Origin of the sequence: Chitinophaga oryziterrae (assembly GCF_009758125.1) — a bacterium.
Classification (GTDB): Bacteria; Bacteroidota; Bacteroidia; order Chitinophagales; family Chitinophagaceae; genus Chitinophaga; species Chitinophaga oryziterrae.
The window spans coordinates 480295-505004 of record NZ_WRXO01000004.1; the positions used below are offsets into that span (position 1 = coordinate 480295).

The following is a 24710-nucleotide window of genomic DNA, read 5'->3' on the forward strand; positions in this document are numbered from 1 at the left end:
TGTATGCTCGCATTAATCAATAAGTTATCACGGGAGAAAATTTCAGTGTCAGTGGAAGGAGAAGATCTGAAGCTGGTCTTTGAGAATGAATCAGGGACACTGGAAGAGGATGTGATCAATGAGATCAGGAAGAACAAACCCGCACTGATCCAATACCTTAAAAAGTATGGAAGTCAGCAGGCATATGAGCAGATACCGGTATTAGCTCCTGCAGCCGACTATGCCATTTCTGACGGGCAGCGCCGTCTTTGGATTCTCAGTCAGTTTCCCGGTACTTCCCGTGCCTATCATATGCCGGTTAGGATTCCACTGGAAGGAGACTATTCACCTGAATATTTTGAGAAGGCCATATTGCAGGTTATCCACCGGCATGAAATATTGCGTACGGTGTTCCGGGAAAATGAAAATGGTGAGATCAGACAGTTGGTGCAGGAAGCTGCATTTAACCTGGATTTTAAAGATGCTGGCAGTTGGGATGAAACGACTGTCCGCCGATACCTTGATGAAGAAGCTGACCGCCCGTTTGACCTTGCCAATGGTCCTTTGTTACGCGCAGGACTATTGAAAATTCGTTCCGGGTATTATATTTTCCACTTCAACATGCATCATATTATCAGTGATGGCTGGTCGCTGGAATTACTGAAGAAAGAAGTATTGGCATTTTATCGTGTATTTGCGGAAGGAACTACCTATCAACCTTCTCCGTTACGCATTCAGTATAAAGAATATGCAGCCTGGCAACAGATGCAACTTAACACGCAGAAATACCAGGAAAACCGCAGTTACTGGCAACAGCAGTTCAGTGGAACATTACCGGTATTGGAACTGCCAACTGCTGCTACCCGGCCAGCAGTGTTAACGCATAACGGAGACACTTTGTCGATGAAAATAGGCCGTCCTGTTACAGCCGCTTTACATCAGCTTTGCCGGAAAGAGGGATCTACAATATTTATGGCGCTTGTTGCAGGGTTGAATGCTTTATTCTACCGGTATAGCGGGCAGGAAGATATCATACTGGGCACCCCGGTAGCTGGTCGTGATCATACAGACCTGGAAGAACAGATTGGTTTTTACGTGAACACACTGCCTCTGCGTATACAATTCAGCGGGGAAAACAGCTTCAGGAATCTGCTGCAGCACGTACGGCAAACTACTTTATCTGCTTATCAGCATCAGTTATATCCTTTCGACAGGCTGATAGAAGAACTTGATCTCAAACGCGATCTGTCAAGGTCTGTATTGTTTGATGTAATGGTAATCCTGCAAAGCCACCGTGATAAAATGAGGGCAGATATACAGATACCCGGAGATGTTAAAGAAGAAGGAAGTAGTGTGGTGAAGATGGACCTTAACTTTGACTTTGCTGAATCAGAAGATGGTATATACCTGCGGCTGGAATTTAATAAAGATGTGTATGACAGGCAGATGATGCGGCAGTTGCTACGCCATTACAATCATATACTGGAAGCGGCTGCAAATACACCTGATACTGCGCTGTGTGATCTGAATTATCTGCCGGATACCGACAGGCAGCAATTACTGCAACTGTTCAACGAAACGGCTGCCATTATACCCATTGAAAAAACCATGGTAGACCTTTTCCGGGAACATGCAAAAAAAACGGGCGATGCTATTGCTGTTATATCTGATGATAAAACCATCACTTTTGCAGAGCTGGACAAGCGAAGTGATAGTATGGCCGCTTATCTGTTGCAGAAAGGATTACACGCGGAAATGCTGGTGCCTGTTTGCCTGAACCGTTGTGTGGACATGCTTGTAGCCATCCTGGGTGTACTGAAAGCAGGAGGTGCTTATGTACCGGTAGATCCTGATTATCCGGCCGATCGTGTAGAATACATGCTGAAAGATAGCGGTGCTACTATTGTTCTGAGTAACGCGGTTTCTGCCAGTCATATACCGGAACAATTTGATGTGATTTTACTGGATAGCAGCTGGGATGAAATTGCTGGAGTTGCTTATGATGTGAGTGGGCATGCTCCTGCTGCGCAACAGCTGGCTTATATGATCTATACGTCCGGCTCTACAGGCAAGCCTAAAGGAGTGATGATAGAACATGGCAATCTGCTGAATTTCATGTACGGAATGGATCGGTTGCTGCCACTTGGAGAAGAAGATCATCTGCTGGCAATTACGTCTATATCATTCGACATTTCTATCCTCGAATTATTCTGGACACTCTGCCGTGGTATAAAAATTACGCTGCATGATAATACCCGCTCGCTGAACGACTTTAATAGTTATGTAAAGGACAGTGTAGCGGAAATGGATTTTAGCTTGTTTTATTTTTCAAGTCTGGATAACGCCGGAGACGCTCAGAAATATGATTTTCTGATGCGTTCTGTAGATTTTGCAGACAAACATGGATTTACCGGAGTATGGTTACCAGAAAGGCATTTTCATGAGTTTGGGGGTATTTTTCCTAATCCTGCAGTACTGGGCGCAGCACTGGCAACCATTACTAAAAATATAGAGATCCGCTCAGGTAGTGTGGTGCTTCCCCTGCACGATGTGATCAGAGTAGCGGAAGAATGGTCAATGGTCGATAACCTGTCGCATGGCCGTGTGTCACTTTCCATTGCCTCCGGCTGGCATGTAGATGATTTTGTATTACTACCTGGAAATTATGCCGGCAGGCAGGCGGTGATGTACCGGCAGATAGAAGAATTGAAAGCATTATGGAGGGGTGAATCTATAAAAAGACCCAACGGTAATAATAAAGAGACTACGGTCAGGATATTTCCAAGACCATTGCAAAAAGAATTACCCGTATGGGTAACTTCCGGAGGTAATACGGAAACGTTCATCAGCGCGGGTAAAATTGGGGCTAATATACTTACGCATTTGCTAGGCCAGGATCTTTCCACGCTGGAAAAAAATATAGCAGCCTATAAAAAGGCATTATGGGAGAATGGTCATCATCCTTCCAGGTGTAAGATTGCTATTATGCTGCATACATTCATCGGGGAAGATGCCGATAACGTGAAGGTAACTGTGAAAGCTCCATTCAAATCCTATTTACGCTCTAATCTGAGTCTTTTTAAGAACCTGGCAGCGGGGCTGGACCTGGATATGAATAACCTGACAGCGGACGACACAGACCTGATCCTGGAAATGGCCTTTGAGCGTTACTGGCAGACGGCCGCTTTACTGGGTACAAAAGAAACCTGTAGTAAGCTGGTGAATACGCTATATGCTGCAGGTGTTACTGAGATAGCCTGCCTGGTGGATTTTGGTGTACCCGCAGATGAAGTGCTGGAAAGTTTATCATCTCTCCATGAGTTAAAAGAACAATACAGGCATCGTGCGGTAAAAACCACAGACGGGATTACTGCGATGCAAATCACACCTTCCTATCTGAATACGCTGATGGAAGATGCAGGTAGTCAGTTATTCCTCAAAACACTGCAACATATTATTGTAGGTGGTGAAGGTTTCCCGGATGAGTTGCTGAGAAAGTTGCAGGTAAAGACGGGAGCCGCTATTTATAATGTATATGGTCCGACGGAAACAACTATCTGGTCGGCAGGTACAAGATTAAGTGCCACACAAACGCTGGTAACAGCAGGAAAGCCTATTGCGAATACTTCCGTTTATATTTTGGATAAACACAAAAATCTTTGCCCTGCAGGTGTATACGGAGAGCTTTTTATCGGAGGTCTGGGACTGTCAAGAGGATACCGTAATAACGCTGCGCTCACATCAGAAAAATTTATCAGTAATCATTTTAATCAGGGGGAGCGTATCTACCGTACGGGAGATTTAGCGCGATGGTCAGCAGAAGGTAATATTGAAATAGCCGGAAGAAATGACGACCAGGTAAAGATCCGTGGTTACAGAATAGAACCGGGAGAAGTAGAAAAGGTGTTATTACAGAGTGGACTTGTTAGTCAGGCTGTTGTATTAGCCCGTGCCGATGGTAGCGGTAGTAACCTGCTGTTGGCCTTTATTGTTGGAGACGGGAATATTGATAAAACCCAGCTGTCTTTGTTTGCAAAGACCCAGCTACCTGATTATATGGTACCCTCACAGTTTTTTGTGCTGGACAATCTGCCCATGACGGCAAATGGTAAAATTGACAGGAAAGTGCTGGCTACGATGGACTTACAGACAACAGATGAGAGGTTTACGGCCCCAAGAAATGAGATGGAAACCTCACTGGCCGGTATCTGGCAAAAGGTATTACATCGTCAGCAGGTGAGTGTAACGGACGACTTCTGGAGCCAGGGGGGGCATAGCCTGCGGCTGATGCAGCTACAGAATCATTATTATCGCGCCTTTGACGTTAAACTGCCCTTGCAGGAGCTTTTCAGGCATACAACCATAGAAGCACATGCCGCACTGATAAAAGACCAGGGAAAGGCTTCCTATAATGCTATTCCTGTGCAGGAAACCGCAGCCGATTATCCTGTCAGCGATGGACAGCGACGGTTATGGGTGATCAGTCACCAGGAAGATATCGCACGCTCTTATAATACACCGGGCCGTATCGAACTGACGGGTTCCTATAATGCCGGTCTGCTGGAAGAAGCTATCCGTGGACTGATAACAAGACATGAAATATTACGGACCGTATTCTATGAGAATCAGCAAGGGGAATTGAGGCAGGTGGTACAGGAAAAAGGTAATTTCTCTATGGATTATATGGACCTGGAGAATAGCGATAGAGGAGCCGTGAACAGTTATATTAACCAGTTGTCGGACGTGACTTTCGATCTGCTGAATGGCCCACTGGTAAAAGCCGGTTTGGTGAAACTATCAGCAGAACGTTATATCCTCTGGTTCAATCTGCATCATATCATCAGCGATGGCTGGTCTATGGATATAATAGGGAGGGAAGTAATGGACCGTTATGCAGCATTGCAAAAGAACGAAACGATCATTCTGCCACCATTACGGATTCAGTATAAAGACTATGCTGCCTGGCATTTGCAGCAATTGCAAAGTGCAACAGTACACCGCAACTACTGGCTGAAACAATTGTCCGGCGACATTCCTGCATTAAAACTGTTTGCTTCCGGCACAAGACCCATGAGGAAAACAGAAAGGGGGTACAGTCTGGCATTAACACTTCAGTCCACTGATCTGAAGCAATTATGTTCGGAAGAAAACAGTACGCTGTATATGGGGCTGTTAGGCTTACTGAATACGCTGTTCTACCGGTACAGCGGACAGGAAGATATCCTTATCGGCAGTCCGGTTGCCGGCCGGGAACATGTTGAGCTGGAAAATCAGATTGGTTTTTATATCAACACGATCGTATTACGTACTCATATATCAGGTAAGGAGAGTTTCCGGAACCTGTTGTCTGACATCCGTAACACTACGCTTGATGCGTATGAACACCAGATGTATCCATTTGACAGGATTGTAGATGAATTACAACTGGAAAGAGACAGCAGCCGTGCACCTTTATTTGATGTAATGCTGACCTTACAGAATCAACAGCATAACCCTTCTGGTTATACCCGGAACACAACAAACGAATTGGTGAATACCAGTGTGAAATATGATATGCTGTTTAACGTGGAAGAACATGGAGAACAGTTGCATATAGAACTGAAGTATAACGCTGATATATATGAGGAAAGAGCAATGAGAAGGTTAATGCAGCACCTGCGGCAATTGCTGGATAAGGTATTACAACAACCGGATCAGCCGCTGGAGACATTAGATTTCCTGTTGCCTTCGGAGCGTTTGTTGTTAAGCAATGGCTGGAATGTGAACAGGCATAGTTTCGACAGGAGTAAAACAGTATTGCAGTTGTTCCGGGAACAGGTTGTCAGAACGCCGGATGATGTGGCGATCATATCAGGAAATGAACAACTTACCTATCGCCAGCTTGATGAGCGAAGCAATCAGTTGGCCAATTACCTGCTGGCGGAGGGGCTTCAGTCAGAAGAGCCAGTTGTGATCTCTGCCCGTAAATCAGCTTCACTGGCCCCTGGGATCTTAGGTATCCTCAAAGCAGGTGGAGCCTTTGTGCCCGTAGACCCTTCATTCCCGGAAGACCGTATCCGTTATATTACTACCGATACCGGCAGCCGGTTTATGATTAGTGAAGAAACATTAGTAGGAACATACCCTGTCTCCATGCCTGCTGTGAATATCCATCCGCATGCGCTGGCATATATAATTTACACGTCCGGCTCAACCGGGCAGCCCAAAGGAGTGATGATCTCACATGCCTCATTATCTGATCATTTACTGGATGCTATTCCAAGGGCAGGGTTATCCTCCTGCCGTAGTTTTGCTATCATGGCATCTCTCGCAGCAGATGCCTATCATACTATCTTTTTTGGGTCCCTGTTACTGGGGGCCGAATTACATCTTATTACAGATGAAATACTGTATAACGGTATGCTGCTGAAGCAATATTTGTCAGATCACCGGATTGACGGTATTAAGATTTTCCCTTCATTGTGGAATTCCTATGCAGGCGAGGACGTGTTTATTTTACCTGAAAAGGTACTGATCTTTGGAGGAGAATCATTCACGCAGGCAGTACTGCAACGTTTACGGAACCAGTCATACCAGGGCCGGGTATTTAATCATTACGGTCCTACAGAAACTACTATTGGCGTATTGCTGCATGAAGTAGATCTCCAGCATGCGTATCCTGTTGTACCGGTAGGAAAACCGTATTCCAATACACAGGTTTATATAGTAGACAGTACATTGCAGTTATGTCCGGTAGGAGTAGCAGGGGAGCTGCTGATAGGCGGAGAAGGTGTAGCGCTTGGTTACCTGCATCAGCCGGCAATGGAAGCTGAAAAGTTTATTGCTAATCCTTTTCTTGCGGGTGAACGTGTATATCGTACAGGTGATGTGGGCTACTGGACAGAGGAAGGGGATATTGTTTATGCAGGCCGTACGGATGACCAGGTAAAGGTGCGGGGCTACCGTATAGAGCTGGGAGAGATTTCCCAGGTAATGGTTACCGTTGCCGGCATCACACAGGCCGCTGTGTTGCTGCATGAAAACCAGGAGAACGATAAATTTCTGATAGCATATTATACGGGTAAAAAAACTACACCGGAAAAATTAAGAGCGCAACTTGGACAACGCCTGCCGGAATACATGCTGCCTGGTATTTATATCCATATGGAGACACTGCCTTTAATGGCAAATGGTAAAATCGACCGGCGTAAATTACCATCACCGGAAAGCGCCACCAACACAGAAGAAAAAACATATGTAGCTCCCCGTAATGAGATAGAAACGGCAGTACTTGAATCCTGCCAGAAAGTGCTGAAACGGCCTTTGGCAGGTGGAATGGCAGATAGCTTTTTTGAATCAGGAGGAGACTCTATTAAAGCAATATTACTGGCCACACAGCTAAAGCAAAGGGGATACACTGTGAAAGTGGGAGAGATCCTGAAATATCCACAGCTGGAAGTGCTGAGCAGACATGTACAGCCGGTGGCGCAGGTCATCATAACTGATAATGAACCGGTACAGGGGGATGTGATACTGTTACCCGCACAGGCATCCTTCTTTGAAAGGTCATACCCGGACAAACACCATTATAACATGTCTGTGTTGCTGCGTTCTAAAGAACCTGTCGACGGGACCATACTGGAAAAATGCCTGGGATTTATAGGCAGGCATCATGATGCACTGCGTATGGTATACTTATATGAAAACAATAAGTGGCGGCAGTTTAACCGTGATGTAACAGCACCGTCTTATACACTGGAAGTACATGATCTTCGCAATACACCAGATGAATTACGTGCGCTTGGTGAAAAAGGAGAACAGTTACAGGCATCTGTTCAGCTTGAAACAGGGCCATTGTTGAAAGTCGCCTTATGCAGACTGACAGATGGCGATCGTATCCTGCTGGTTGTACATCACCTGGTATTTGATGGTGTGAGCTGGCGTATCCTGCTCGACGATCTGGCCACTTTGTATGAACAGTTCCACAAAGGAGAAATACCCGTACTTCCTGCTAAAACAGATACATTCCGGAAATGGGCCACATTGCAGCATACTTATGCCAATAGTGAGGCACTATTATCAGAAATACCGTACTGGCAAAGTATAATTGATACCGATGTCCTGCATTTACCAAAGGACATCGAAGCCGCGAAAATGGTACATGCAGGAAAGAGTAATGCGGCGAACTTTACACTTGATGCAGCTATTACAGAAACTTTATTGACTGGTATTCATCATGTGTACAATACAGATGTAAAAGATGTATTGCTGGCAGCATTAGGATTATCCATACAGGAAACATTCGGCAATAGTCATGTATTGTTACGACAGGAAGGGCATGGCCGTGAAGATCTTATCAGGGATGTGAATATTGACCGTACCATTGGATGGTTCACTACTTTATACCCTCTGTTGCTGGATACTTCCGGTACAACCGGTAAAACAGATTATCTCATTAAAGTCAAAGAACAACTGCGTGCTATCCCCAATAAAGGAATGGGATATGGTATGCTTCATTATCTGCGTACCGATAGTGCTATATCAAAAGATATTCTCGGAGAAGCCGATATTACCTTTAATTACCTCGGTGAATTTAGTAGTATCGGAGAGGTAACTGATAAAGGTTCTTTATTTTTTTACTCATCGGAATATAAAGGATATGAAGTAAGTGCAGTGTACGAACCGGAAACACCGGTTACTATCACGGTAGCTATTATGAATAGCTGTTTGCATATCAGTATCCGGTATGTTACCGGCAGTTTTTTACACAGCACCATTTCCCGCTTGTTAAAATCATATTCAGATCAGCTGACTTCATTGATCTCTGCATTGGAACAGGAGAAGGGTACTTATGTAACACCGGGAGACCTTACCTATAAAGGACTTGGTTTAGCTGAGCTGGCCAGTTTGAACACGAATGGAGATGTAGAAGATGTATATGAACTCTCTCCGTTGCAGGAGGGCATTTATTATTTCTGGTTATCAGATCCCGGCTCTTCTTCTTATGTAAACCAGGTGTCTTATCATGTAAGTGGTAAGCTGGATATAGCCATATTGAAGGAAAGCTATGCATATCTGTGCAGGCGTCATGCCATCATGCGAACTTCTTTCACACATCATTTTGGTGAAATACATCTTCAGGTAGTAACAAAAAATCCGGCTGTAGGCTTTAGTTATGAAAGAGCAGATAGCGATGAGTTTGTTCGTAACCGCAAAGAAGCAGACATCCGTAAAGGGTTTGATTTGCATACAGGCTCCCAGATGCGGTTAACCGTTCTGGAACAGGAACATCAACAGTATGTGTTCATCTGGAGTTATCATCATATTCTGATGGACGGCTGGTGCGGAGGTATGCTGATCAGGGAGTTCTACGTAATCTACCAGTCGTTACTTTCCGGAGTACAGCCAAAGCTGAACAAGCTGCATAAATATGCAGCGTATATAGACTGGTTATCTCATCTGGATGTAGCGTTAAGCAGGTCCTATTGGCAGTCCTACCTGGCAGATTATGATCAGTTATCCGCAGTACCTTTTAAAAAGCAGTCTGTTACCGATGGGCAAACCGTTATCAGTAAAGAACGTTTTGAACTGGATGAAGTTACGGTAGCTGCTATCAGGAGTACCTGCAGGGAACTGGGTATCACAGAGAATACATTTATGCAGGCATGTTGGAGCTGGCTGCTGGGCCGTTATAATAATACCTCAGATGTGGTATTTGGAGCAGTTGTATCCGGAAGACCAGGAGAACTGGAAGGAGTGGAAAATATGGTAGGCCTCTTTATCAATACTATTCCGGTACGCGTGAAATATGATAAAGACCTCACAGTCCGTGAATTGATGCAGGATATCCAGGAAACAGCCATTGTGAGCCTGCCGCATCATTACATGCGACTGTCTGAGATACAGTCTGCCAGCACACTCAGGAATGAATTGTTCGATCATATTTTTGTATATGAGAATTTTCCGGTACAGGAAATGATCTCCTCCGGAGATAACGGACTGGACACATTACAACTTACTGCTTCAGAAACTACGGTAGCCTCCGGTTATGATTTTACGCTGCAGATAGCACCGGTACGTGATCACCTCCGCATCACTTTTATGTACAGGGAAACTATCTACCAAAAGGAACAGGTAGCAACCATAGGAGTACATTTCAGGAATGTGGTCCAGGCGTTCAGTACAGCTGTTGATCAGCCATTATCAGCTGTTGATTTTATGTCTGTTGCCGAACAGCAGTCACTGTTTTGTCAGCACACCGTAGTATATCCTGCTGACAAAAATATTATTACACTTTTCGAAGAGCAGGTATTGTTAACTCCTGATGCCCCTGCTTTGCAGTTTGAAGGAAAGCAGCTTACCTGCCGTGAATTGAATGAAGCCGCGAACCGGCTCGGACATTACCTGGTGGAAAAAGGTGTACAGCCAGGAAGCCTGGTGCCCTTATGTATAGACCGTTCACTGGATACGATCATTGGTATACTTGGTATATTAAAGGCAGGAGCCGCTTATGTGCCCGTAGATCCTTCTTATCCGGAAGAAAGAATCCGTTTTATATTGAATGATGTACGTGCTTCAGTGGTTGTAACTAATACTGAATATGCTGCCAGACTGGGCGAAACCGCTGTTGTCTGTATAGACAAAATGTTGCAGTCACAGCCTGTTGATAATCTTACCGTACATATATCGCCGGAATCCCCTCTTTATGTAATCTATACCTCCGGTTCTACGGGTATTCCGAAAGGAGTGCTGATTAGTCACCGCAACGTTACAGATTATGTATATGGATTACAACAAAGCCTTCATACGGCTGACTGCCAAAGTTTTGCACTGGTGTCCGGCATCTATACTGATCTGGGAAATACCGTGCTGTATACTGCATTGTTACAGGGAGGCTGTCTGCATCTTTTCTCAAAAGATATGGTCAACAATGCAGTTGGTATCTGTGATTATTTTGCTGAACATAAGATTGACTGTCTGAAGATAGTACCTTCTCACTGGAAGGCGTTATCTCATGGCGAACAATTATTATTGCCGGCCCGGTTACTTATTTTCGGTGGAGAAGCGCTGCATGCTGATGTTGTTCGCCGCATACAATTGTCTGGCAGTAACTGTACTATTGTTAACCATTACGGACCAACGGAAACTACCATTGGAAAATTATTACATGTAGTAACTGATGGCTATGGAGAGACTATCCCCATTGGAAAGCCATTTTCAAACAGTTACGTGTATATACTTGACAAACAACGCCGCCCTTGTGCTGCGGGAGTACCTGGAGAACTATACATTGGTGGGGCCGGTATTTCCAGCGGATATCTGAATAATGATATGCTGACTGCACAACGCTTTATCCGGGACCCTTTCAGAGAGGATGGGACTTTATATCAGACCGGTGATAAGGTCCGTTACCTGCCTGATGGAAACATCCTGTTCATGGGCCGGATGGATAACCAGGTGAAGGTACGGGGATACCGGATAGAACTGGAAGAGATAGAAACAATGCTGCAAAAGGCCCCCGGCGTAAAACAGGGAGTGGTAATGCTGATAGCTGATGGCACTGGTGAACAACAACTGGTGGCGTTTGTAAGTGGTGTGGAAGAGAAGGAATCTGTCACCACCTATCTGCGGACACAGTTGCCGGAATATATGCTGCCCGCACAAATGGTGCTGTTAACATCCCTTCCTCTTGCATCTAATGGTAAGATTAACCGCAGAGAGCTGGCCGCAATGGATCTCAGTGGTGTAAGTCTGGAAAAAGTGTATGTAGCTCCACGTAATGAAACGGAAGAGGTCCTTGCAAAAATGTGGCAGGATATACTTGGTCTCTCCTCACCGGTTAGTATAACCGCTAATTTCTTTGAACTGGGAGGACATAGTATAAAAGTAATCAAGTTGCTGGCCCGTATATCAAAGGAATTTGGTGTAGTACTTAGTATTCAAACCATGTTCAAAGAAGCTACCGTCGAGTACCTGTCTAAACAGGTGTTACAGCAGCAATGGCTGAAGGCCGGTATTGGCACAGAAGAAAGTGATAAAGAATTTGATGTCATTGAAATCTGATGATTAACCCAGAAAAAAAGCTACAATGAATATTGGGAATTTACTTGATCTGTTGAGAGAGAAGGAGATCAGTTTTAATATAAATGAAAAAGGCAACCTTGATATAAAATCACCTAAAGGTGCTTTGACAAATGATATTGTCGGGCAGATCAAAACTCATAAGCAGGAGATCCTGGATTATCTGCAAATGATAAAAACAGGAAATGAAATTCAACCTGCCACAAGGGCTGACGCCTATCCGTTATCATCTGCCCAGTTGCGCTTATGGGTGCTTGATAAGCTAAGTAATGGTATTGCTTTTTATAATATACCGAAAGTAACGGAGATCAATGGTCCTTTTGATGTATTGCTGGCAGAGCAGGCTTTTGCTTACCTGGTGGCGCACCACGAAATACTGAGAACTGTTTTTCGTGAAGATGATGGTGTTGTGAAACAATGGATACTTTCTCCGGAACAACTGAATTTCCGTATTAACTATATGGATGTTGACCGCAATGCGGCACAGGGTGTGATCGCGGACGATAAGTATCGTGTGTTTGATCTGGAACAAGGCCCGTTGTTACGTATCATGATATTCCGTATCGGAGATGAAAAATATCTGTTGTATTGCAATATGCATCATATTATCAGTGATGGATGGTCTGTGAATATATTAACCAGGGATTTTATGCAGTGTTATGGACAGTTGCTGGAAAAACAGCCGTGCTCACTGTATCCGCTGCCGGTGCAATACAAGGATTATGCGGTGTGGGAACAACAGCAGTTGAATGGGCCCGCTTTTATGATGCATCGTAATTACTGGTTGGGGGCACTGTCTGGACAACTGCCTGTACTGGAGCTTCCCATTGCTGGTAAAAGACCACCGGTATTTACATATAAAGGAGAGGCAGTCAGCGTTATGATCAGCAGGGAACGGCTGGCTTCTTTAAAGGAAGTATGCCGCTCAGAACAGGCAACCCTTTTTATGGGATTGCTGGCAGTATTACATTCCCTGTTATACCGCTACAGCGGGCATGAAGATATTATTGTTGGCACACCAGTTTCAGGAAGAGAGCATGCTTCCCTTCATCATCAGATCGGATTGTATGTAAATATGCTGGCCTTAAGGATACAGGCCGGTGGCAATGTTACTTTCCGGAAATTATTGTCCGGTATTCGTACTATGATGCCGGAAGTTCATGAACATCAGGCATATCCTTTTGATCATCTTGTGGAACAATTAGGACTTTCACGCGACCTGAGTCATTCTCCATTGTTCGATGTAATGATTGCATTACATAATGAGAAAGACAATATACAGCAGGGTAGCGTGCATAATGATTACAGCGTAAAAAGGGAAGGCAGTTGCCCGGTGAAATTTGATTTGCAGTTCGACTTTACTGAAACCGGCGACGAACTGTATCTGCGGTTATCTTTTAATAAAGATATCTATGATGCAGCATACATGGTACAAATGGCAACCCATTATTGCTCCCTGCTGGAAACCTTACCGGCACGGGCAGGGGAGGCAATTGATAAAGTTGACTACCTGTTGCCGGAAGAAAAAGAACAGTTACTTGTTGCATTTAATAATACGGGTTTTGATTATACCCCTGGTAAAACTATTATAGATCTTTTCCGTGAACAGGTGGAAGCCAGTCCGGCGGCAACCGCGGTGTCATTTGAGGATAAGAATTATAGTTATTATGAGCTGGAAATACGTAGCAATGCACTTGCAGGATTATTAAAGCAACAAGGCGTTTCAGCAGAAGTACAGGTGCCGGTTTATCTGCCAAGATCAGCAGATCTCGTTGTAGTTATATTAGCTATCCTGAAGGCCGGTGGTACCTACGTGCCGGTAGATCCTGAATATCCATTACAGCGGGTACAGTATATGCTCAATGATGCGGCAGCGTCTGTGATCATAACAAGTGCTGAATTAGCCGGTCAACTGGAAGATAATATCCGTTATAAGATCATTACAACGGATGATATCCCTGATCAGTCATTTGGTATTGTTTCAGAAGGAGTTAATTCAGACCAGCTGGCATATGTGATCTATACCTCTGGCTCTACAGGTAATCCAAAGGGTGTACAGATCCCTCACAGTAATCTTGTAAATTTTATTTATGGAATGGACCATCTTCTGGGCTTAACCCGGGAAGATCATCTGCTGGCCATTACCTCTATCTCTTTTGATATTTCCATACTTGAATTACTGTGGACGTTAAGTCGTGGTATGAAGATCACGATCCGCAGCAGCAGTATGTCGCTGAATAATTTTGATCAGTATAGCACCGTCACCGCATTACAGATTACGCCGTCTTATTTAGGGGTATTGCTGGAAGATACCGGTTCGCATTTATTTCTGCGGGGTTTGCAGCATTTGATAGTTGGAGGAGAGCGTTTCCCGGAAGATTTACTGAGCCGGGTAAGGCAGTATACTTCAGCAAGTGTGTATAATGTGTACGGTCCTACAGAAAGCACGATCTGGTCGAGCGGAACAAAGCTGGAATCCGGTAAGGTAACAGCAGGCAAGCCGATTGTAAACACCCGTATTTATATCCTTGATAAGAACCATGAATTATGCCCGGCAGGCATTATCGGGGAGTTATTCATCGGTGGCGCGGGGGTAGCGCGAGGTTATTCCAATAATGAGAGCCTTACGGCATCAAGATTTATCGGATTGTCCGGTATTGGCAGGGTTTACGTAACAGGAGATCTTGCGCGTTGGTTGCCTGATGGAACAATAGAGATACTGGGGAGAACAGATCACCAGGTAAAAGTAAGAGGTTATCGTATAGAAACCGGAGAGATAGAAAGTGTGATCAGCAGTTATGAAGAAGTGCGTAATAGTGTGGTAGTTGCGGTGAAAGACGAAACGGGTAATAACCTGCTGGCTGCTTATTTGTCGGTAAGCAGCCATTACCGGGAAGATGTATTATATGGTTTATTGAAGGATCGTTTGCCGGATTATATGCTGCCCTCTTATTTTATAGAGATGGCTGATTTACCGTTGACGCCGAATGGAAAGATTGACCGGAATGCCTTACCTGCCCCCGGAAGTATCCGGAACGCGGTATATATAGCACCTGCTGATGAACTGGAAGAACGGATCAGTCATATCTGGGAATCATTACTAAAGCAGGAGAAAATAGGTGTTACCAATAATTTTTTTAGTCTTGGCGGGCATAGTATTCTTTTAATGCATTTATCGAATCGTTACAGCCGGGAATTTGGTGTGAAGATACCGCTGCAGCATTTATTTGATCAACCAACTATCACTGAACATGCAATATTGATAAAGGTTGCACCATCTGTGCTATTCTGCGCTATACCCAAAGTGGAAGAGCGTGATAATTATCCGGTATCTGACGGGCAAAAGCGAATATGGATTATCTGTCAGCAGAAAGACGCTTCGCGAGCTTATCATTTAAACGGATATTACCAGTTACCGGTGGATTATAGTGTGTCGGTTCTTGAGAGATCGGTAATAAGTGTTATAGAGCGCCATGAAATATTGCGGACTATATTTATTCAGAACAAGGATGGGGAAGTAAGGCAGGTTGTGGAAAAGGGAAATATGTTCCGGCTGGATATACAGGAGGTCGATGATATTCGGGACCGGTTACAGGATATATGTAAAGAAGGATTTGATCTAAGTAAGGGCCCTTTGTTTAAGGCAGGTATATTAAAAACTGCAGAGGAAGCCATATGCTGGTTTAGCATGCATCATATTATCGGTGATGGGTTGTCGGTTGAAATACTGCAGAAGGAGATCCTGCAATATTACGAAGCATATAATATGCAGGCACCGTTAAAGATAGCTCCCCTGCGCATACAGTATAAAGATTACGCCTCCTGGCAGCAGTCTGCATTATCAGATAAATCAAAGGCTTATTGGTTGAAGCAATTCGAAGGAGAGCTGCCGGTCCTTACGCTGCCGCAGGCAAAACAGCGGCCGGTTGTAAGAACATACAGGGGGCATGCGCTTTCTGTGTTTATTCCGGGTTCTGCATTCAATAAATTTTGTCAATCTCAGGATGTTACCTTATTCATGGGATTACTGGGCGTTTTACAGGTATTGTTATACCGTTACAGCGGAGAAGAAGATCTCATCGTGGGTACGCCGGTAGCAGGTCGCATACATCCTGAGCTGGAAGCTCAGTTAGGGTTTTATGTAAATACACTGGCATTACGTACGGAGCTGAATGGAGCCGACAGCTTTAAAGTCTTGCTGGCCAATATAAAGACCGTGGTATTGGATGCATTTGAATACCAGGACTACCCATTTGATAAACTGGTCAATGAACTGCCGCTGAAACGGAATGCTGGTCGCTCGCCTTTATTTGATGTGATGCTGGTATTGCATAATGAAGGTCGTCGCAGACAATCAGGAGTAATTGCAGAGGATGAAGGTGCCCGGCCTGTTAAATTCGATCTGCAATTTGATATAAAGGAATCCGGAGAAGGTTTGCATATCAGGGTTAGTTATAATACAGACCTCTACGAGAGAGACAGTATGGAGACGCTGTTGGCCCACTACCAGGCATTGATGCAGGCAGTGGTCATCAATCCGGAGTTATCTGTCAAAAAGCTGGAATACCTTTCATTAGCAGAAAAGCAGCAGGTATTATACGACTTCAATGATACAGTTGTTGATTATCCCCGGGGAGAAACGCTTGTCTCTTTATTCTACAGACAGGTAAAAGAAAGAGGAACAGAGATCGCATTACAGCATCAGTCCCGCGTTTTTACCTATGAGGAACTCGACCAGGCATCTTCCTGTTTGGCACATTACTTACTGGAGAATTATGGTTTAGTATCAGAGGACCTCGTATGTGTATGCCTGCGGCGCAGCGAATGGATGATCATTTCATTACTGGCAGTCATAAAGGCAGGTTGTGCTTATGTACCTGTTGATCCGTCCTTTCCTGCAGAACGCAGCCGGTATATCATGGAAGACAGTGGTTGTAAGGTTTGCATAGATGAGGTGTTATTAGGCGATTTCAGACAGGCATCCGGCAAATACAGTCAGCAGCAGCCGGATATCCGGATCGCTGAAAATAACCTTGTCTACGTGCTTTATACTTCAGGTTCCACCGGCAAGCCAAAAGGTTGTGTGCTTGAACATCGCGGAGTAGTAAACAGGATAGAGTGGATGTGGCGTAAATATGGTTATACATCAGCAGATATTGTTTTACAGAAAACGACTTTTACATTCGATGTATCCGTATGGGAACTGTTTTTACCCCTTTGCCAGGGATGTAGAATGGTATTATGTGAGGACGATGATATACGCTCTCCGGAGCGTATTGCAGCCGTTATAGAACAATACGGGGTAACCTGTTTGCATTTCGTACCAGGCATGTTACAGGCTTTCACTCAAACATTGAACACGCGTTTGTCTTCATTGGGTACGCTGAGTAAAATAATGACCAGCGGAGAGGCATTATCCTTAAAAGCAGTTGAAGACTGGTACAAATACATGCAGGCGCCCGTTTATAACCTGTACGGACCTACAGAGGCTTCCATAGACGTTAGTTACTATGATACCGCACCAGGTATTACACAGGTACCCATCGGAAAGCCGGTCGCGAATACCAGTCTGTATATACTGGACAAAGAACAGCAGCCCGTACCGGTGGGCGTAACCGGTGAAATATACATAGGTGGTGTGCAGCTTGCCAGGGGGTATCTGAACCGCCCGGAATTAACAGGAGAAAGGTTTATCCCTGATCCGTTCAGTAATGTGAAGGAAGCCCGGATGTATCGTACCGGAGATATCGGGCGCTGGTTGCCTGATGGTAATATATTGTATGCAGGTCGTATGGACAGCCAGGTAAAAGTGCGGGGTTACCGGATAGAACCAGGTGAGATTGAACATGTATTACAACAGGTCCCGGGTATTAAAACCGCCGCCGTGATCGCAGTACCGGATGTCAATGGAGAAAAGAATATACAAGCTTATTACGTGAGTGATGAAAGTATGGATATTACTGTTTTACGTCAGCATCTGTTGCAGTACTTACCGGAATATATGTTGCCTGTATCCTTCTCCTGGTTAGATAAAATGCCCCTTACTCCAAATGGGAAAATAAATACCGGAGCCTTGCCAGGTAGCGGGATACTGGCAACGACAGCAGTCGTAACCTATATAGCTCCGCGTAGTGATATGGAAATAATATTGGTGCAGGCATTTGAAAAAATGCTGAACCGGAAGACTGTAAGTATCAATGAACATTTTTTTGATGCGGGAGGTGATTCCATGAAGGCTATCTGGCTGTTAAACTATTTAAGGCAGCAGGGCTTACGGGCGGAGATCGGAGATATCCTGCAGAACCTGATGATCAGTGAACTGGCACTCCGGTTAGTGCCGGATAATGAAGGAACGGCATCACTCACTTCTCAACCTGTCACAAACCCATGGATGCCTTTATCGTATAACCAGCTGAGCTATTTTAAAAAAGGACAGTTTGTTAATGCCTGCGGCACTTTCGGATTGTACATACACAGTTTTGATAAGGATATGATAATGAAAGCGTACCATCAGTTGTTAACTGATTTTCCGGTACTCCGGATGCAGTTCAGGATAGACGGGCAACAGCTGTGGCAGAAAGTATTGAATCCTGACGCAACTCCTTTTCAGATCCGTTTTATAGAGAAGGAAGTACCGGACTTTCAGGATGCGGATGTAAAAAAGACCCAGCAGGAAATGATCCTTCAGCCCTTTGATCTGCTGAACGGGGAAGTGATAAGATGTGCCGTGTTGCATAATACTTCAGGCTCCTACATATATTTTGCCGTGCATCATATTGTAACAGATCATTTTTCCAACCAGTTATTAAAGAATGCCTTTAAAGCTTATATAGAGGGGAGTAGTTTAAGCACGCATGAACATCCTTCCTATCTTGACTTTATAACGGAACAGCGGGCTTATGTTCGCACACAGGAAGCAAAAGAGAAGATGCATTACTGGAACAACCATTTAAAAGAAATCGTCAATAGTGCAGCAGCAGTTCCCGCCGGCAACTGGATAAAGTGCCGTGTGCAGTTGAACAAGCCGGAGAAAGACAGGATCACAGCTTTTTGCAGAAAATATCATCTATTTACCAGCAGTTTTATTTTAGGAGTATATTTTATTATAGATCTGCTGGAATTTTCAGGACAATCCCCGCAATTGCTGAAAGTGACTGTAAATGGGAATGATACGATGCTACCCGGTTTCAGAACGGAAGATGTTGCAGGTGTATTTATAAACAGTATCCCTGTGTATGCGGTGCATGAAAAAGATACCTCGTTGGTGAGGTTTATACAGAACGTTCAGGGCCATTATCTCGATGGGAGGAAAAATCAGCAGATCCCTATGGAACTGATCAGGGCATCCTGCCAGGAGCAGTATGGCGCAGATCCTGAAGAATATATTTATGGCGCTTTCAGTCACCTGGAAATGGCTACTTTAAATACCGGCAATTTTGCCCCTTTGTCTGATACCGGGCTGGAAGAGTATGAAATACCCGATAGTAATTATTTTAGTTATCTGCGATGTACTGATTATACTGATGTTCTAAATATGGAATGGAAGATCCGGGCCGGCGTTTTGCAGCCGGGTTATTATTACCGGAGGATTACAGACCTTTTCAATCATATTATTGATAACCCTGAAGTTCATTTATCAGAACTGGGAAAAAAATTAATCGCATGCTCATAAAGAAAGAATATACAGGAAAGTATTTGTTATTCTCGATCTTAAGTATCCTGGCAGCTTCCGGTAATATGGGAGTTATTTATCTGATCAACAGGGTGATTGATAACTATTTTAGTGGTACCCAATTGTTGTACTACCGGTATATGATGCTTTTTGGTGGAGCCCTGATATTGTTTTTTGTTTGCAGATCCCTGGCAGCCAGAAGTATTATCAATTTTACACAGAAACTCCTGCGGAAAACACGTATGGAAATGATCAGAATGGTATTGCGTTCATCGTATGCACCTGTCATCCGGGAAAAGGCAAGAATTTTCAGTGCACTCACCAGGGATACGGATAATGTGGTGAATGCATCGGTGAATATCGTGGACATTTTTACCAATTCTATTGTTATTATTATATGTTTTGTATTTATGGGGCAGCTTTCTATTAAGTTGCTTGGCTGTATGTTGGTATTGCTGTGTTTTACATTGGCGATCTATTTCTATAGTGAAAGAATGGCCCGTAAACTCTTTATTGCAGCAATGGCCCGTTACGATGTGTTTGTAAAATATGTGAATGAAATATTGTCCGGATTCAAAGAGATTGTGGTAGAGCGGAAAAAGGGAATGTCCATCGTAGAGAAACACATTGAGACAGCCATCAATGATGTATCTGCACTTAATCAGCAGGCACAGATCAAGTTTTTGACGAACCGTATCATAGGACAGATGGGGTTCTATGTATTCATAGGATCACTGTTATTGTTCCTGGGTGCTTACATGGGAATAGAGAAAAGCGTTGTTATCAATTTTATCTTCCTGATTCTGTACATATGGGGACCTATAGAAACGGTTGTACTGCTGATCCCTAATCTTTCGCAGGCCAGAATCTCATTACAACGTATTACAGATCTGGAAAAAAAGATCAGTGAATTTGAATCTGACAAAGAACAGCGCAGGGTATATACCGGTTTTAATAACCTCTTATTTAATAATATTATGTACCAGTACCGTACAGAAGACGATCCGGCTGATCAGCTTTTCTGTATTGGTCCTGTTGATTTCAACATCAGACAGGGAGAGATCATATTTATCAGTGGAGGCAATGGCAGTGGTAAAACAACATTTATCAATATTCTGATAGGATTGTTTGCTGCACATGAAGGAGAGATCATACTGGATGGAGATAAAGTAGAGATTTCGCAACTGCAGGATTACCGTTCTTTGTTTGCGACAGTATTTAACGACTTCCACCTCTTTGATGAACTGTATGGAATCGAGCTTATAGATCCTTTGCTGATGGAAGAATATCTGCAGGTAATGGAGCTGGACCATAAAATAACTTTCAATGGAGAAAAGTTTTCTTCTACAAATATGTCGGCAGGACAGCGGAAAAGACTGGCACTTATTGCTGCGGTGATGGAGAAAAAACCAATACTGGTACTGGATGAATTTGGCGCCGATCAGGATCCCCGGTTTAAAAGAAGATTCTATAATGAGATTCTTGAATTGCTTCGTAGTAAAGGATTTACCATTATTATGATAACACACGATGAGCAGTATTATCACTGTGCAGATAAGCTTTTTAGAATGGAAAACGGGCAATTATCACCGGTTGTATATAAAAAAGATTCGCAAATATTAAGTGTAGGATTATCATGAAACCACAGTTGTTCTTAATACATTTTGCAGGAGGAAACATTTATTCCTTCCAGTTTATGAAACCATATCTTTCGGCATTTGAGTTAGTTCCGCTGGAATTGCCAGGGCGGGGGAAACGGGTAGATGAAGAACTGATCAATGATTTTGACGAAGCTACCCTCGATATTTACAATCAACTGACCGGTAATTTGTATACTAACCGTTTTTTTATATATGGACATAGTCTTGGCGCATTGCTAACCCTGCGTGTAACAGCTATGCTTGAGCAGAATGGACGGTTTCCTGAAAGTATCATTGTAACAGGAAATCCCGGCCCGGGGGAACGCGAGAATAAGCAATTGTACCTGATGGAGAAAGATGACTTTAAAAAAGAATTATTACTGATGGGAGGTATCCCGGAAGTGGTACTGGACAACGAAGAACTATTTGATTTTTATGAGCCCATTTTAAGGGCGGACCTTGAAATTATTGAAAAGAGGGGGGACTTAAGTTTTGCACCTGTCAAAGCCCGTATCAGTGCGATTATGGGTAGCGAGGAGGAAAAATCATCCAGGATTGAAAACTGGAAGAATTTTGGATTGTCAGATGTCAGGACCATCCTGCTTCCCGGCAATCATTTTTTTATTCATAATTACGCGGCACAGCTTTGCAATATTATTGGGCAGGCATGCTATTCACCCCCTATTTTTCATTAAAATTTAAGAGTTAACGCTTATGAAGACTACGTTAGTTTTAGAAAATGCCAGAACGGAAATTATTAATGCTATCCGGAAATGGGGCATCTCCCGTTCTGACATCAGTGCTATCCTTATCACCGGATCACTTGCGAGAAATGATAACAGGACAGACCAGTATTCTGATATCGATATGGTCGTTATCACCAACAAACCTCATTACTACCAGCAATCGTCAACATGGGCGGGAGAGTTGGGGAAAGTTGTCTCCTGTTATAATGGCGGGCGTATGATCCATGAATCATTTGTAAAAAGGATCTATTTTGAAAATTGTGTTGGTGCAGATATTACATTCATAACAAACAATGCATTCTCTGTTGCCTGGTTTACGGCTGTCTTAAAACGCCGTTTTACCTCATTACTGAAAATCCTGCCTTCATCGTTGATAGCCAATATTGAAAGCTCTATTACCGCATCAACTTATTATATACACAGAGGCTTTTATATGCTGGTGGATAAAAGAAAAAAGCTGGAAAAGATCCGTTACCTGGAGCAGGTATATACCTATAGACTATCATCAGAAATGCCGGTAGGTAAATTCGAAAATACCGTCAATGCATTCTGGCAGGAAGCATTTCGCATGGCTATTAAAATATCCAGAAAAGAATATTTTGGGGCAAAGTTTGAATGTGACCATATGATGAAATCTTATCTGCTGAATATGATCACCTGGTATACGATGAGCAAGCAGGGAAATAGTTATGAAACCTGGCATAAAGGCCGGTTTATAGAGGAATGGACTGAACCTGCCATCATGGAACGGGTGAAACTGATCTATAGCCGCTATGATCCGGAGGATACCTGGAGAGGGCTCTTTGAAATAACAGAACTATTCAAAAATATTACGGATCTGCTGATGAAATATTATGATATTAAGATTACTGATCCCGGGGATACCATGATCAACTGGATTTATGATCTGGAAAAGAGCATTTCATTAAGGGGTGATCATCTTCCTTTACAAATGCAAAAATAAATTTGCAGAAGGTGCTGTCCCGGAGCGGATAGCACCTTCCCGTTATTTTAATTGCTGAGTGATCAGCCTTTCTAATGCAAACAGGCGATTCTGCCCTGTGGTTTCATTTACCATGATCACAATACCCAGTTCTCTCTCCGGGTAAAATAAACAAAGGCTATTGAACCCTGCGCCGGCATTTCCGGAATGCATTATATATTGTTTACCAGCAGCATCAAGATTTCTCATCCAGCCAAGTCCCATTGAAGAACCATCTTTGTTACCCCATGTATATTGATGGGTAAGTTTGATAGCCGGTGATTTTTCCCCGATGTTAGCCTTCAGATAGATAAGCATGTCGTTCAGTGTGGAGTTTATGGCCGGGCCACCTCTGAATGCGGTCATTGGGTAATAATAGGTCTGTGGCTCACTGTGGTTGTTGTAGCCCTGTAACAGCATCTTTTTTTCATTAACGGAAAAGAAGTTTTTGGTGTGGTACATATTTAGTTCCGTTCTCAGAAAGGCGGTCATTAACTTTTCATAAGGTTGATGATAAACCTCTTCTAAAATCAGCATCAGTATATGGAATGCATTTCCGTTATAGACATATTTCACTCCTGGTAATGTATCCGGCCTGAAATGATGAAGGTCGTCCAGTAAGCTATCCCGGTTATATTTTTCAAAAATCTTCAGTTGTTGCAGTCGGGAAAGTCCTGGTGGCAAAGCATCAGGAGATGTTGGTAAACCCGAGGTATGATTGGTCAGGTGCACCAGTCTTACAGGATATCCTTTATATGTAAGATCCGGGTATTTACCCGGGAGATATTTACGGATATCGTCGTTCAGGTTTACTTTTTTCTCGGTAACAGCTTTTGCTAATAAAGTAGCTATAAAGGTTTTGGCAATTGAGCCCAGGCAATAGTAATTATCTGATGAAGGAAGCTGGCCGCTGTTCTTTTGTGTTTCCCCATAATTATAGGCATATTTTTGCCCTTTGTATACAATACCCACAGAAAGAGCCACCGTATTAGGATTTTGCATATAAAGTGTGGCAGCCTGCTGTATAATGGAATCGATCTTACTCCTTAACGGATTGTCGGTAGGTAGTGACCGGTGCTCTCCGCCAGGTTGCATGATCACATCATTTATAAAATAGTCGTCCATTACACCGGGAGTTCCCGATTGCAGATCGAAATGTATATTTCCGTGTTCACCTGTCCACATGAACGACCTGGTAATACCGTATTCTCCCAGTGAAGTTGATGAAATGATTTTTCCCGTTTGTTCTTTTGTTGTTTTCAGCATGTTTACAAATTTTGCCTCAGGCTCTTCTGTTTTCATACTTTCACTGGCAAAATTATAGATACCCTTAAAGTCATCTTTGTTATACAGGCTGATGATGGTATCATGCATGGTAATGAATGTTTTCTGGCATTTTGAGAATTGGCAGGAGAACAGGATTAATGAAAGCAGTAACGTGAATTTAAACATAAGAGTATTAACTGGGTTATTGTAAAGAGAAGGTTACGAAGATAAAGGTAATATTGCAGGTTAACAAGGCGTCTGTGATCGCATAAGCTTATGGGGCTATTGAATACTAATGATAATTGCGGACCAGGATTTTTTTTAAAATAAATGTTGTGATTAGTTATTCACGCAGATCGGAGATA

At 43.5% G+C, this 24710-nt stretch carries 6 protein-coding genes; 5 read left to right on the forward strand and 1 reads right to left on the reverse strand.

All coding sequences use genetic code 11. From position 1 onward, the window contains the following. Positions 1 to 3 precede the first annotated feature (3 nt). The 5 genes from GO495_RS16830 to GO495_RS16850 are packed head-to-tail and all read left to right on the forward strand — an operon-like array spanning position 4 to position 23061. Positions 4 to 12021 carry a non-ribosomal peptide synthetase gene (locus GO495_RS16830; protein ID WP_157300881.1) on the forward strand — a complete coding sequence of 4006 codons (12018 nt, stop codon included), beginning with the start codon at positions 4 to 6 and terminating at the stop codon, positions 12019 to 12021. Between the two features lie 25 nt (positions 12022 to 12046). Then, positions 12047 to 19711, forward strand: a complete 7665-nt coding sequence (locus tag GO495_RS16835) for a non-ribosomal peptide synthetase (protein WP_157300882.1) — start codon at positions 12047 to 12049, stop codon at positions 19709 to 19711. Continuing rightward, complete coding sequence (locus GO495_RS16840) at positions 19702 to 21351, forward strand: cyclic peptide export ABC transporter (protein WP_157300883.1); 1650 nt, start codon at positions 19702 to 19704, stop codon at positions 21349 to 21351. The genes GO495_RS16835 and GO495_RS16840 overlap by 10 nt, the downstream gene beginning before the upstream one ends. Beyond that, complete coding sequence (locus GO495_RS16845; protein ID WP_157300884.1) at positions 21348 to 22046, forward strand: thioesterase II family protein; 699 nt, start codon at positions 21348 to 21350, stop codon at positions 22044 to 22046. The genes GO495_RS16840 and GO495_RS16845 overlap by 4 nt, the downstream gene beginning before the upstream one ends. Before the next feature lie 19 nt (positions 22047 to 22065). Then, a complete protein-coding gene (locus GO495_RS16850; protein WP_157300885.1) occupies positions 22066 to 23061 on the forward strand; it encodes an aminoglycoside 6-adenylyltransferase in 996 nt (331 codons plus the stop codon). A 42-nt stretch (positions 23062 to 23103) separates the two neighbouring features. Here GO495_RS16850 and GO495_RS16855 read toward each other — a convergent pair whose 3' ends face one another. Beyond that, positions 23104 to 24531, reverse strand: a complete 1428-nt coding sequence (locus GO495_RS16855; protein ID WP_157300886.1) for a serine hydrolase — start codon at positions 24529 to 24531, stop codon at positions 23104 to 23106. Positions 24532 to 24710: the final 179 nt, after the last annotated feature.